This is a genomic window from Steroidobacter sp. (assembly GCF_036402275.1).
Lineage (GTDB): Bacteria > Pseudomonadota > Gammaproteobacteria > Steroidobacterales > Steroidobacteraceae > Steroidobacter.
The window spans coordinates 335846-348442 of record NZ_DASWTF010000048.1 but is presented as its reverse complement, the minus strand read 5'-3'; the positions used below and the strand labels follow the sequence as shown (position 1 = coordinate 348442).

13 protein-coding genes are annotated in these 12597 nt (G+C 61.5%); 9 read left to right on the top strand and 4 right to left on the bottom strand.

All coding sequences use genetic code 11. From position 1 onward, the window contains the following. The first annotated feature begins 27 nt into the window (after positions 1-27). A complete protein-coding gene (locus VGD45_RS28795; protein ID WP_331158842.1) occupies positions 28-897 on the top strand; it encodes a peptidylprolyl isomerase in 870 nt (289 codons plus the stop codon). Next, entirely contained in the window at positions 897-1844 is a 948-nt protein-coding gene (locus VGD45_RS28790; RefSeq protein ID WP_331158841.1) for a HupE/UreJ family protein, read from the top strand. The genes VGD45_RS28795 and VGD45_RS28790 overlap by 1 nt, the downstream gene beginning before the upstream one ends. 77 nt (positions 1845-1921) lie before the next feature. Here the strand turns inward: VGD45_RS28790 and VGD45_RS28785 are convergent, their stop codons facing one another. Both VGD45_RS28785 and VGD45_RS28780 read right to left on the bottom strand, forming a co-directional pair. Further along, the gene (locus VGD45_RS28785) at positions 1922-2485 is read right to left on the bottom strand and encodes a hypothetical protein (RefSeq protein WP_331158840.1); all 564 of its coding nucleotides are present in this window, start codon (positions 2483-2485) and stop codon (positions 1922-1924) included. A 34-nt stretch (positions 2486-2519) separates the two neighbouring features. Then, entirely contained in the window at positions 2520-3080 is a 561-nt protein-coding gene (locus tag VGD45_RS28780) for a hypothetical protein (protein ID WP_331158839.1), read from the bottom strand. A 132-nt stretch (positions 3081-3212) separates the two neighbouring features. Between VGD45_RS28780 and vapB the strand changes: the two genes are divergently transcribed. Together vapB and vapC are read left to right on the top strand one after the other, a co-directional pair. Beyond that, the gene (gene vapB, locus VGD45_RS28775; protein WP_331158838.1) at positions 3213-3443 is read left to right on the top strand and encodes a type II toxin-antitoxin system antitoxin VapB; all 231 of its coding nucleotides are present in this window, start codon (positions 3213-3215) and stop codon (positions 3441-3443) included. After that, positions 3443-3862 carry a type II toxin-antitoxin system tRNA(fMet)-specific endonuclease VapC gene (gene vapC, locus VGD45_RS28770; protein ID WP_331158837.1) on the top strand — a complete coding sequence of 140 codons (420 nt, stop codon included), beginning with the start codon at positions 3443-3445 and terminating at the stop codon, positions 3860-3862. Before vapB ends, vapC begins: the two co-directional genes overlap by 1 nt. Before the next feature lie 71 nt (positions 3863-3933). On the opposite strand, the gene VGD45_RS28765 is transcribed toward vapC, so the two are convergent. Further along, positions 3934-6198: a hypothetical protein gene (locus VGD45_RS28765; RefSeq protein ID WP_331158836.1), complete on the bottom strand. Its 2265-nt coding sequence runs from the start codon at positions 6196-6198 to the stop codon at positions 3934-3936. A gap of 249 nt (positions 6199-6447) precedes the next feature. Beyond that, the gene (locus VGD45_RS28760; protein WP_331158835.1) at positions 6448-7182 is read right to left on the bottom strand and encodes a MotA/TolQ/ExbB proton channel family protein; all 735 of its coding nucleotides are present in this window, start codon (positions 7180-7182) and stop codon (positions 6448-6450) included. Positions 7183-7348: 166 nt separating this feature from the next. Between VGD45_RS28760 and VGD45_RS28755 the strand changes: the two genes are divergently transcribed. The 5 genes from VGD45_RS28755 (at position 7349) to VGD45_RS28735 (ending at position 12587) form a co-directional block, all read left to right on the top strand. Beyond that, the gene (locus VGD45_RS28755) at positions 7349-7753 is read left to right on the top strand and encodes a BlaI/MecI/CopY family transcriptional regulator (RefSeq protein ID WP_331158834.1); all 405 of its coding nucleotides are present in this window, start codon (positions 7349-7351) and stop codon (positions 7751-7753) included. After that, complete coding sequence (locus VGD45_RS28750; RefSeq protein ID WP_331158833.1) at positions 7753-9078, top strand: M56 family metallopeptidase; 1326 nt, start codon at positions 7753-7755, stop codon at positions 9076-9078. Before VGD45_RS28755 ends, VGD45_RS28750 begins: the two co-directional genes overlap by 1 nt. 149 nt (positions 9079-9227) lie before the next feature. Continuing rightward, on the top strand, positions 9228-9677 hold the full coding sequence (locus VGD45_RS28745; protein ID WP_331158832.1) for an SRPBCC family protein: 450 nt from the start codon (positions 9228-9230) through the stop codon (positions 9675-9677). 266 nt (positions 9678-9943) lie between these two features. Beyond that, complete coding sequence (locus VGD45_RS28740) at positions 9944-10414, top strand: (2Fe-2S)-binding protein (protein ID WP_331158831.1); 471 nt, start codon at positions 9944-9946, stop codon at positions 10412-10414. Between the two features lie 10 nt (positions 10415-10424). Further along, positions 10425-12587 carry a xanthine dehydrogenase family protein molybdopterin-binding subunit gene (locus VGD45_RS28735; protein WP_331158830.1) on the top strand — a complete coding sequence of 721 codons (2163 nt, stop codon included), beginning with the start codon at positions 10425-10427 and terminating at the stop codon, positions 12585-12587. Positions 12588-12597 lie beyond the last annotated feature (10 nt).

The window sequence follows — 12597 nt, the reverse complement described above, 5'->3', positions numbered from 1 at the left end:
TCTTCGTTTCTGGCAAGGCTGAAATATATGTCATCTGTTCCCTTTTCTATCGACGAGCCCACTGGGTCTTCCGCCGCCGCGGCGCCTGTTCGGCGCGTGTCCTGGCTGCGCGAGCCGTTGTTTCATTTCATCCTGATCGGCGCCGTGCTGTTCGGGGTCGACTCAATCATCGCGGGTCAGGCGGACGATCCGAATCTCATCGAGCTGAATGCGGAAGCGGATGCCGAAATCCAGCGAGTCTTCAGTGCGTCGCGCGGTCGCGAGCCGAATGCGGAGGAGTTGCAGGCGCTGCGCCAGGTGTGGCTCGACAACGAGGTGTTGTATCGCGAGGGCTTGGCGCTCGGCCTCGACAAGGGCGACAAGGCGATTCGCGAACGTGTGATTTTCAAGGCGCTGAGCATGGTCGACGCGAACACCAAGCGTCCGCCGTACGATGAGAAGGTGCTGCGCGACTGGTTCGAGAAGAACCGTGCGCGATATGACTCGCCGGCGCGTTTCAGTTTTCAGGAAGCCGTGCTGTCCGGTGATTCCACCGAAGCCGCGGTCCGTGCTTTCGTGAGCGCGCTGAATTCCGGCACGCCGCCAGATGCTGAAGCCGGGCTGCGCGTCTTCACCGACCGGCCCCACAGCAATATCGTTCAAAGCTACGGCGCCGAGTTCGCCTCGTCGCTGGAGGCCTCGCCTCCTGGCGAGTGGCGCGCCATTCAAGACAAGAAAGGCTGGCGCGCGATGCGTCTCGAATCCACCGTTCCGTCGCAGCCTGCTGATTTCGACCAACTGCGCGGTGTGGTTCTGCAGGACTGGACCGATGCACAGATGGCTGCACAGCGCAGCGCTGCCGTGGCCGCGCTGGCGAAGAAGTACACCATCAAGATCGACGGCGTGGAGAAGAAGTGATGCGCGCCGTTCATCTGCTGATTGTGCTGTTGGCGGCATTCGTCTCGAACGCTGTTTCCGCGCATGAGTTGAGCATGGCCGAGATGGAAGTCCGCGAAACTTCGCCCGGCGAATTTCTTTGGCAATGGACTGCCAGCAGCGACAAGGCGGCCGCCACCGTCCTTACTCCTGTGTGGCCGGAGAGCTGCGTTGCTGAAACAAACATGCTCCGCTGCGGCGAGCAGGGGTTGTTCGGCACGCTCACAGTCCAGGGCGTCGGCGAGGATTATTCGGCGGCCATCGTGAAAATCTTCTGGCTCGACGGCCAGAGCCGGATCTTCACGCTCACCGCGGGTCAGCCCGAAGTGCATCTGTATGGTTCCGCCGAAGATCGTCGCGGCATGGGCGAGATCGCGCGGGCTTACTCGATTCTCGGCATCGAGCACATCCTGGGCGGTTTCGATCATCTGATGTTCGTGCTGTCGCTGCTGTTCCTGGTGAATTTCAACAAGCGGCTGGTGCTTACCATCAGCGCGTTCACGCTGGCGCACAGCCTAACCCTGGCGCTCAGCGCGTTGGGCTTGCTCACGTTGCGCTCGCCGCCCGTGGAGGCAACGATTGCGTTGTCCATCATGCTGGTCGCGGGCGAGGCGCTGAACAAGGAACAAACATTGTCGCGGCGCTGGCCGGCGCTGGTGGCGTTCCTGTTTGGCTTGGTGCATGGCCTGGGTTTCGCCGGCGCATTGGCCGAGATCGGGCTGCCACAGAAGCATCTGTTCGTAGCCTTGCTCACATTCAATGTGGGTGTGGAGCTCGGTCAGTTGCTTGTGGTGGTCATTTGCTATGGGGTGTACCGGCTCTTCGCGGCCAGGCCGCAGTTCGTTGCTGCGCGCAAGCCCGCGCTCTACGCCATTGGCGGCATCGCGGCTTACTGGTCCATCGGTCGTATCGTCAGCATCCTGGTTTGATCCGGCGAGTTATATAAATGGGTTTCGCGATCCGTCGGTCCACTTGGGCCGGCGGACGGTCACCGTCACAGCTGTCGTTAGTTCTTTGGCTGTTCGCGCGTTGCGAACTCGGCTTCGATGTCGTCGAGCAGGGATTGCGCCGTCTGTGTGACGCCGTCGTCGTCGCCGTGATAGATCGCATGGCGCATGACATCGCGGATCTGTCCGGTCGCGTCGCCATCGCGTAAGGCGAGGGCGTGCATGGAGCGGAGGGCGATGTGGCGGTCTACGTCGGGCTCGCCGGTTTCGAGCACTCGTTCCAGTGCGGGCATCGCTTGCGCCTTCGGTGCGTCCGCTAGAGCGGCAATGGCGGCGGCGCGGGTTTTCGCGTCGGAGCTTTGGGTGTCCTTGATCCACTGCGCGACGGATTCAGGAGGCGCGACGTTTGTCGTGCTGAGTGTTGTTTCTTCGGCGGGCGACGAAGACTCAGCTTCCGTCGTGCTCGCGGCGGTAGTCGTTGACGTGGCGTCGTTCGCCGGCCGAACTGACTCAGCTGCTGTCTTGCTCTGAGGCGCTGCGGCGGTTCGAGCCAGATCTTCCGTTGTCTGCTCGCGCGTCGCATGCAGATAAGCCAGCCCGCCGCAGGCGGCAAGCATGCTCATTGCGATGGCGATTACGGACGGTCGCATCATCTGATCAGTGTATGCCCGAATCCGTGCCAAGCGTATTCCACGGCAGCGCCCGCACGAACTCATCGAGCGCCAGTTCACCGCCAGCCTCCGTTGTGGCCAGCACCTTCACGCGCCACCGATCCGTTGTGAAGTAATACAGGTTGGTTTGCACGCCCGCGGCGTCCGACTTCGGCGCGTATGTGATCTTCACTCCGCCCTTCAGCCCCGCAACCTGGAACGGCTTCTCCGATCGAACCTGCGCGCCTTCACCAGCCTTTCGCGCCGCCGTGTCCTTCGCGCCCTCGATCGTTGCGTCCACCGCGGCGGAGTCCGCCGCATAAACATCTACTTCAGCCGATACCTGCGCCTGGCGATACTCAGCGCCGGCATCGTTGTTCCCATCGATATTGTACGGCTGAGTCACGCGGCCAAAATCCCCCACCTCCTTGGGAAACCTCCAACCGCTGTCCACATGCACCCACGCTCCCTCGTTACCGAACTTGTGCAACGGGTCCGCGAGGCCGCCGTGAGCGGTCAACGCAATCAGAATTCCGAGCAGGGCAGGTGTTTTTCCCACGAGTTTCATAGACCTGAAGACCTTCCGAGGATCGTCGGTGACAAGGATATGTCGGCAATATGACGGGGATATGGACGCTGACACGGGCTTGAATGTAGTATAGACTATAAGTATATACGACAAGTTTCCGAGGTGCCCGCCATGAAAACCGCAAAGTTGTTCAAGAACGGCGAAAGTCAGGCCGTGCGCTTGCCTAAGGAGTTCCGCTTCGAAGGAAATGAAGTACTGATCAAAAAGGCCGGCAACGCCGTCGTGCTGTTGCCCAAGAAAAAGTCCTGGGACGCTTTGGTCGATAGCCTCGATCAGTTCACCGGTGACTTCCTGGCTGATCGGGCTCAACCCAAAGACAACGATCGACGTGAGTCTTTGTGATGTGGATGCTGGATACAGACATCTGCATTGCACTGATCAAACGGCACCCTCCTGAACTAATCGGTCGGCTGCGACGGCACAAGCCGGGTGATGTTGCGATTTCTTCCATCACGTTGGCTGAATTGAGTTTCGGAGTCGCCAAGAGCAGTCTGCCCGAGAAAAACCGCGCCGCATTGGAGCAATTTCTGCTTCCACTTGAAGTTCTAGCGTTTGACGATGTTGCCGCGAGTTGTTACGGAGATGTGCGCGCTGCTCTGGAATCTGGCGGCACGCCAATTGGGCCGTTGGATACCCTGATTGCGAGTCATGCCCTGAGCATCAGTGCAACGATTGTCACCAACAACGTTCGTGAGTTCTCGCGTGTAAATAGACTTCGCGTGGAGAACTGGATGGAGCCGACAGGCAAGCACGCGCCATAGCCGAGGCCGATCCGAATAAAAAAGGGCCGGGGGATGACCCCGGCCCTCGGCAAAGGCAGATGCCTTGTGAATTACTCGGCAGGGATGCGCGTCATCGTGCTGCCGGGTTCGTCGTCATCGGCGATGGTGTCGCCTTCGACAACGTATTCCTCGATGATCCTGGACTCCGGATCGCCCAAGCAGTCGCTCACTTCGTTCTCCGTGTCCACGCAGTGCACGTAACCGGCGCTCTGCGAGGTCATGGTGTCGCCTTCCATCGTGAAGGACTCGCGGAGCAAGCCCTGGAAATCCAGGAACGTCGACACTTCGAACATCACGCCGCTCGGCAGATACGCGACCACCGCGAACTCGTCGGCGCCCGCGCTCTCGTCGGTCCACAGCCACGCGCCGGTGATTTCATTCGGCACGGATGGGACGCGCTTGAACACGAAGCCCGAAGGATCTTCCTCGTCGTTCGCCCACACCGTCAGCGCATTGCCGGCGGCGTTGGGAACGATGAAGTAACGCTGCTGGAACTCCTTGGTGGCGTCGAACAGGCCGCACTCACCGTTAGTGTCGATAGTCGTCTGCGGGACGACCAGGCCGCTCGTGAGCGACAGCGTGCCGTATTCGAGACCGTTGCCATCGGCTTCCTGGCCAGCGGTCGGATAGCCGGTCACGCAAGTCGCATCGTTCTGCTGCGTGCCGAACAGGAAGCGGCCGTCCTCGAACACCGTCAGCATGGCCAGATTCGGCTGCGCGCCGAGATCGGTCACGTCGGGGCTTTCCTGGATGATCCAGGCGCCCGCGAGAGCTTCGTGAGTCAGCAGCGGCTGTGGGAAGCGCGCGAAGCCGGTCACATCCTCACCTTCGGCGACGATCAAGCGATCGTTCTCGTCGACGAACATCTGCAAGCCCGACCCGCTGGAAACGCCCGCGGTGTCGTTGGTATCGATGGCGTTTGCGCACACCGAGCTGTTGAGCTCGACCGTGAGAGTGTCGTTCGCATCGATGTTGTAGCAGCCTTCTTCGATGCCGGGCGAAGTGTCCTCCGGCGTCGGCAGCATGGCGTCGACCATCAAGTAACGGCCGGCCTTGCCGTCTTCGCTCGAGGGGAACAGCGTGAACACCAGCGGCTGACCTCGCATCAAGGCGCTTGGCTGGAGCCACGTGCCGGCGATCGTGCTGTTGTCGCTGTCATGACGCACGAAGCGATACGCAACATTGCCTTCGCTATCGCGGAACACCAAGCCATTGACGGTCACTTCCAACTCGGTCGTGTCGTTGATCGCACCGACGATCGGCTCGTTGAAGCCGCAGAAGCCATCGGTCTCGACGCTCACGTTCGAGACAGAGAAGGTGTTATCGAGCGGATTCCAGGTGTACTGGCCGTATTCGACGCCGTTGCCGTTGCTATCGCTGAACACCAGATCGTTCACCGGCGTGCCGGACGAATCGCCCCGGTTGCAAGCGGCCACATCGTGCTGACCGCCGAGCAGGTAGCGGCCGCTGCGGAACATCGTCAACGTCACGATCTTCTGCGTGATGGGCTCGAAGTTCTCGTCAGCGCGTACGTAAACGCCGGCCAGCGCGGCCGGACCTTGCGCGAGGAAGTGATCTCTCGCCTCATCGCGAGTCACGGGGTCCAGCGAAACGCCCGAGGCGCTGCTGACGTTGGTGACAAACGTGCTCAGCGAGGAGTCGAACGCCGTGTCCGCAGCCGTCAGATCGATGGAGTTCGCAGCGACCGCGTCGCGAATCGCCTGAGTGAACGTGATGCCGTCATCCGGATTGCCGTTGGAGTCGAGGGATTGCAACAGCATCAGCAGATTTTCTGCCACAGTTTCGGCGTTGTTGCTGGTGTTGGCCACCAGCGCGGAGGCCACCGTCATCGGCGTGACGATGCCCTGGCCCGGCACGGCGCCGATCACCAGGTTGCCGATCGAGAACGTCACCGTGTCGCCGACGTTGTAGTTGTAGCGGCCTTCGACGTCCGTGACGCCAGAAAGATTCGAGCTGGTCGTGTAGCTCAGGCCCGCGACCGGCGCGTCCACGAACACGCCCGATGTTTGTTCCACCGGTGGATTGTTACCGCCATCGCCACCGCCGCCGGTGCCGCCACCGTCACCACCGCCGCCAGTGCCACCGCCGCCAGTGCCACCGCCGTCTCCGCCGCCGCCAGTGCCGCCACCACCGGAGCCACCACCTCCACCGCCAGAGCCACCGCCGCCCGTGTCGCCCGGGGGTGGGGTGCTGCCAGGGGAGTTGTTGTCATCGCCACCGCAGCCCGCCAGCTGTGAAGCGGCGAGCAATGCAAGCGTAACGGCCAGGATTCGTTTGCTGCTTCTTGTACTCACTTGAACATCCGTATGTATGGTTGACCGCGATCGCGGAACGCGCGGTAACGTACGGAGCATGTGGGCTAGCGACATTGCCCATTTTGGATATGAAAGGGCTGCGCAAAGTAAAACTGTGAAGGGCTCCACCAGCGCATGAAAGAACTGTGATCCACTGCGCGCGACCGGTGTGACGCGCGCAAGTTTTCACATGCGACGACTTGTGACACACGCCTCACATCAGCGCGTCCCTGCGCTGTGGTTGTTCGATCAAGTGGGTTTGGGCGTGGGTGCTGCGCGACGTGCCAGTGGTGCAGCTGTGTCGAAGCGCGCACCGCCGACCAGATAAGAGTGGACGTCGGCAGCGAACACTCGCATTTTCTCCTGCAGGGCTTTATTCCGTCGCAGCAGCCAGTTGTAGCCCATCACGGCGGGTACCGCGACGAACAGGCCGATGGCGGTCATGATCAGCGCTTCGCCGATCGGACCGGCGATCTGTTCCAGGCTGGGATTACCGGACAATGAGATCCCGGTGAGTGCGTTCAAGATGCCCCAGACCGTGCCCAGCAGGCCGATGAACGGCGACACGGATCCCGTCGTCGCGAGAATGGCCAGGCCACCGGACAGTCGCGCGCTGACACTTTCGATGGACCGATGCAGCGCCACCGCCAGCCAGTCGTTGAGCGCCACCTTCTCGGTGAGATGCCCCTGGTGATAGTGGGAGGCGCGAATGCCGTCTTCCGCCAGCATCCGGAACACGTTGTCGCTGCCGCTGAGGGTGGCGAGGCCGTCGTGCAGACTGCCCGCGCTCCAGAATTTCTTTTGCGCCTGCTGGAAGTCCTTGCCGATGCTCCGCTGATCCCAGAGCTTGGTGAGGATGACGAACCAGCACGCCAGCGACATCGCCACCAGAATGATCAGAATGGCGTACGAGAGCTCGTCCGCCTGTCGAAGAAACGCCCAGAATCCAAAGGGATTATCCACCTGCTCGGTATCGCCGGCCATGTGCCTGCTCCTGTTTTGTCAAATAACACGATTCGATGCTCAACCACAGAAGTCATAGTTACTATGACAACTGTAGTAGACACGCACAAGCGGCTTGCAGTTCCTACTACAACAGGCGTAGGCTCAACCACAGCAATAGGCAGGTGATTGCCCGAGGGGCCAGGACTTGGCGTCGCAGAAGCTCAGCAAGCTCGAATTGACCATTATGGAGACGCTGTGGAGCCGCGGCGCGTGCTCCATCCGTGAGATTCACGACGCGTTTCCAAAGCGGGGGCGGCCGGCGTACACCACCGTGCAAACCATGGTGTACCGCCTGGAGACCAAAGAGATGCTCCGGCGCGCCAAGAAAATCAGCAACGCTCATATATTCGAGGCCACGATCACGCGTGAGGCGGCGGAACGGCGGCTCGTCGACGACCTGCTGGGCCTGTTCGGCGGGCGCGCCCAGCCGGTGATGGCGCACCTGATCGAATCGGGCAAGCTGACCATGGGCGATATCAAAGAAGCGGAGAAAATCCTGCGCGCCCTGTCTAAGAAGGACGAGAGCAGGAAGGACGAGAAGGAAGAGTGATGGCCGCCATGCTCGCGCTGCATCTGTGGCAATCGACCGTAGTGCTGGTCGCGGCCTGGGTGCTGACGCGACTGTGTCAGCGCAATTCTGCCGAAATCCGCTATTGGATTTGGTTTTGCGCGTCGCTGAAGTTCCTGGTGCCGTTCGCGCTGTTACAGCAACTGGGCGACCTTCTCGGCCGTTCCTTCCCCGCGCCGCTGGCGCTGGATGCAAAACTGATCGAGACCGGCAGCGCCATTTTTGTTCCCTCGATCGCGGGCGTGAGCGGCATATCAGACGACGTGCTGCCCAAAGTTTGGATGCCAATTGCCATCGTTTGGGCGCTCGGCGCGGCCGCGCTGCTGCTCCGGTGGTTCTTACAGTGGCATGCGATGCATTCGGCGCTGAAACTCGCGCCGCACCTGGAGTTGAATTTGCCGGTGACCGTGAAAGTCACGTCAGCGGATCTGACGCCGGGAGTGTTCGGCGTGTTTCGGCCCGTCTTGATCCTGCCTCGCGCCGTACTGCGCGAGCTGAGCGATTCGCACCTGCAGACCATCCTCGCACACGAAATGTGTCATGTGCGTCGTCGCGACAATCTGACCGCCGCGATTCACAAGTTCGTCGAAGTCATCTTCTGGTTCCATCCCTTGGTCTGGTGGATCGGCGACCATCTGCTGCGAGAGCGGGAAGCGGCTTGTGATGAAAGCGTCATCGACTGCGGCCATGAGCAAGTGACCTACGCGGAATCCATTCTGCAAGTCTGCCGCCTGGGCATGACGGCGAAGTTCGCTGGCATGGCATCGTCGAATGGAGGAGACCTGGCCCGGCGCATGACATCGATCATGAGCAACGTGCGCGCGGCGCCGATCGACAATCTGCGCTTCACAATGCTGTTCTTGATCGCGATGTCGGTTTGTTACGTTCCCATCCTGGCCGGCGTCGCTGCCGCCGCGGAGCGCGAGGCCACGAGCTCTCGGCGCATCGTTTTCGAGAGCATCACGCTCGCGCCTTCCGAGCCGGGCTGGTGGAGCGACACGCAGTTCGATGCGGCGGCCGGCCGGCTCACGTTCGCCAATGTTTCGTTACGTAACCTGATTTCCATGGCTTATCCGGGCTCGACCGTCAATGGCGATCCCGACCTGATCGATCGCATTCACTACGACATCGAGGCGCGCTGGCGCGTCGTCCCCGGGACGAGCGAGCGGGGCGTGTATCGCGACTTGCTCAGAACGATTCTGCGCACCAATTCGAATCTGCAACTGTACGTCAAGGAAGGTTGCGGCGAGGGCTGCGACTTCGGTCAGGGCGAGCTGGTCGCGGGCCGCTACAGCGTCAACCTCTGATCCCTTCCGCTCGCATGTCACGTTCCTGCGGGCTGGCAATTAGCCATTTTTTGGGCCACTTTTTTCAGTCGGACCTGTCGGGGCCGTCAGGCCCCCGGCGTCCTTGGCTCGAACACCTTATTCTTGTGACCCTATTTAAGGAGAGAGCCATGCCCACCGGTACCGTCCGCCTGCACCGCGTCCTGCGTTCCAAAGCCAATCGCGTTTATCGCGCCTTTCTCGATCCCGAAGCCCTGGTGAAATGGCTGCCGCCGCACGGATTCACGGCCAAGGTGCATCAGCAGGACGCCAAGGTCGGCGGCACGTTCAAGATGTCGTTCACCAACTTCAACACCGGCCAGGCTCACACCTTCGGCGGCAAGTACCTGGAGCTGGTCCCCGATCAGCGCCTGCGTTACAGCGATGTGTTCGACGATCCGAACCTGGTGGGCGAAATGCAGACCACGGTGACCATCAAGCCGGTGTCCGTCGGCGTCGAGATCAACATCGTGCAGGAAGGCATCCCCGAGGCGATTCCGGCTGAAGCGTGCTATCTCGGCTGGCAGGAATCGCTCGAGCTCCTGACCAAGCTGGTCGAGCCGGAGATTCCGTCGGAGTAAGAGCCGTCAAGTCCTTACGGAGTGCCCGCGACAGGATGCTCGATCCTGTCGCGCGGCTGACAATGAGCTGACAACAATTGCGCGAACTAACAGCGCGTACCCGCCCGACGGGCTTGCCTGAAACTCCGACATCCTTGTCCTATTCGCCCTGATCGGCGCAACCGTTGCTGGCCGATCGAGGCAACGTTTTCTTCGCCGGCGCGCTCCGCTTATATTCCGCTTGCCGCTCGCAGCGGCCCCAGCACGATCCGCCAGGAGAATTCGACATGGCCAGACTGACTATCAACGGAACTGCACGCGATATCGAAGTCGATCCTGACACACCGCTGCTCTGGGTGTTGAGAGAGCAGGCCGGCCTGACTGGCTCGAAGTACGGCTGCGGAGTAGCGCAATGTGGAGCCTGCACCGTGCACATCGATGGTAATCCAGTGCGTTCGTGCGTGCTGCCCGTCAGCGCGCTCACCGCCGAGCAGAAGATCACCACCATCGAAGGACTGTCGAAGGACGGCTCGCATCCGGTGCAGCAGGCGTGGCTGAAGCTGGATGTTCCTCAGTGCGGGTACTGCCAGTCGGGAATGATCATGGCCGCGGTGGGGTTGCTGCAAACGAATCCCAAGCCCTCGGACGCCGACATCGACGCGGCGATCACCAACATTTGCCGGTGCGGAACCTACAACCGCGTGCGCGAGGCCATCAAGCTGGCCGCCGCCGGTCTGCCCGCCAAGCAGAGCACTTGAGGGCAGCACCATGACAATGACAACTCCTGTTTCTCGCCGCGGCTTTCTGATCGGCTCCGCTTCGGCCATCGGCGGGCTGTCGCTCGGCTTTCATGTGCCGTTCGCGTCGGCTGCCACCGCCAAGGCGCCCGCCGAAGTGAATGCATGGGTGGTGGTGCAGCCGGATGACAAGGTCATCATTCGCATCGCACGTTCCGAAATGGGCCAGGGCACGCTCACGGGTCTGGCGCAGCTGGTCGCCGAAGAGCTCGAGTGCGATTGGTCCAAGGTGACCACCGAATACCCGACGCCCGGCCAGAATCTCGCACGCAATCGCGTGTGGGGTAATTTTTCCACGGGCGGCAGCCGAGGTATTCGCGAGTCGCACGAGTATGTGCGCCAGGGCGGCGCTACTGCGCGCGAAATGTTGATCGCTGCCGCAGCCGGTCAGTGGAAAGTGCCAGCGAGCGAATGCTTCGCGGCCAACAGCGTCATCACGCATCGGCCCACCAATCGCAAAGTGACTTTCGGCAAAGTCGCCACGGCTGCTGCCAGTGTGACTCCGCCGAAGGATGTGCCGCTGAAAGATCCCAAGAATTGGAAGATCGCCGGCAAGCCGCTGGCGCGCCTGGACACGGTGGACAAACTGACGGGCAAGCAGATCTACGGCACGGATCTGAAACTCCCGGGCATGTTGAATGCCACTGTGCGCGCTTGTCCGCACTTCGGGGGCAAGGTCAAGAGTTTCGATGCGGCGGCGGTCTCAAAGCGGCCGGGCGTGCGCAAAGTGTTACAGATCGATGACGCCACGCTCGCGATTGTCGCCGACACCTGGTGGCAGGCGAAGACCGCGATGGATAACTTGCCCATCGTGTGGGACGAAGGTCCCAACAAAGACATGTCGAGCGAGTCCATCGCCGCGATGCTCAAGGAAGGTCTGGATGCGAAGGACGCCTTCGTGCAGACGACCGTGGGCGATGCGCCCAAGGCTCTGGCTGGGGCGAAGAAAACCATCTCGGCGGTCTACGCCTATCCCTATCAAAACCACGCCACGATGGAGCCGATGAATGCGACCGCGCTCTACACGCCGCAGAAATGCGAAGTGTGGGTGCCGACGCAGAACGGCGAGGCGAGTCTGGCGGCGGCCGCGGAAGCCGCTGGTTTGCCGGTCGAGCAATGTGAGGTTTACAAACTTCATCTCGGCGGCGGCTTCGGCCGGCGCGGCATGCAGGACTACGTGCGGCAGGCCGTGCTGATCGCGAAGCAGATGCCGGGCACGCCGATCAAGATGATCTGGACGCGCGAAGAAGACATGTTGCACGGAATGTATCATCCGACCACACAGTGCAAGCTGACCGGCGCGCTGGATGATCAAGGCAATCTGACGGCGCTACACATGCGTATCTCCGGCCAGTCCATCCTGGCAGCCGTGCGTCCGCAGGGCATGCAAGGCGGCAAGGATCCCGTCGTGTTCCAGGGCTTGAACCTCAGCGGCGAGGAAGGGCACTTGGGTTACACCGTGCCGAACCTGCTGATCGATCACGCCATGCGCAATCCGGCGGTGCCGCCAGGCTTCTGGCGCGGCGTGAATCTCAATCAGAACGCCGTGTACGTGGAATGTTTCATGGACGAGCTGGCGCATGCGGCCGGCGTCGATCCGCTGGAGTTCCGCCGCAAGTTGATGAAGAACCATCCGAAGCATCTCGCCGTGCTGGAAACAGTGGCGAAGGGCATCGGCTGGGAGACGCCGCCCGCCAAGGGGAGACATCGCGGCCTTGCGCAGATCATGGGCTTCGGCAGTTACGTGGCCGCGGCTGCTGAAGTCTCGGTGACCGACGGACAGCTGAAGGTTCATCGTATCGTTGCCGCGACTGACACCGGTCACATCGTGAATCCGGCGCAGGCGGAGCGGCAGGTCGAAGGCTCGTTCGTGTATGGATTGTCGGCGGCGCTGTTCGGCGAGTGCACCGTGCAGGGCGGCCGCATGGTCGAAGACAACTTCCACACGTATCAAGTGATGAAGATGGCAGAGATGCCGGCGGTGGAAACTCACATCGTGCCGACCGGCGGCTTCTGGGGCGGCGTGGGCGAGCCGACCATCGCGGTCGCCGCGCCTGCAGTGTTGAATGCGTTGTTCGCTGCCACGGGCAAGCGCATTCGCATGTTGCCGTTGAAGAAACATAGCCTCGCATGAGTGCTCCGGT

Bases quoted from the DNA above. Each gene is read 5' to 3' on its own strand.
- vapB (WP_331158838.1), top strand. From the start codon at position 3,213: ATGAAAACCGCAAAGTTGTTCAAGAACGGCGAAAGTCAGGCCGTGCGC.
- vapC (WP_331158837.1), top strand. From the start codon at position 3,443: ATGTGGATGCTGGATACAGACATCTGCATTGCACTGATCAAACGGCAC.
- VGD45_RS28760 (WP_331158835.1), bottom strand. From the start codon at position 7,182: ATGGCCGGCGATACCGAGCAGGTGGATAATCCCTTTGGATTCTGGGCG.
- VGD45_RS28790 (WP_331158841.1), top strand. From the start codon at position 897: ATGCGCGCCGTTCATCTGCTGATTGTGCTGTTGGCGGCATTCGTCTCG.
- VGD45_RS28735 (WP_331158830.1), top strand. From the start codon at position 10,425: ATGACAATGACAACTCCTGTTTCTCGCCGCGGCTTTCTGATCGGCTCC.
- VGD45_RS28780 (WP_331158839.1), bottom strand. From the start codon at position 3,080: ATGAAACTCGTGGGAAAAACACCTGCCCTGCTCGGAATTCTGATTGCG.
- VGD45_RS28795 (WP_331158842.1), top strand. From the start codon at position 28: ATGTCATCTGTTCCCTTTTCTATCGACGAGCCCACTGGGTCTTCCGCC.
- VGD45_RS28750 (WP_331158833.1), top strand. From the start codon at position 7,753: ATGGCCGCCATGCTCGCGCTGCATCTGTGGCAATCGACCGTAGTGCTG.
- VGD45_RS28745 (WP_331158832.1), top strand. From the start codon at position 9,228: ATGCCCACCGGTACCGTCCGCCTGCACCGCGTCCTGCGTTCCAAAGCC.
- VGD45_RS28740 (WP_331158831.1), top strand. From the start codon at position 9,944: ATGGCCAGACTGACTATCAACGGAACTGCACGCGATATCGAAGTCGAT.
- VGD45_RS28785 (WP_331158840.1), bottom strand. From the start codon at position 2,485: ATGAGCATGCTTGCCGCCTGCGGCGGGCTGGCTTATCTGCATGCGACG.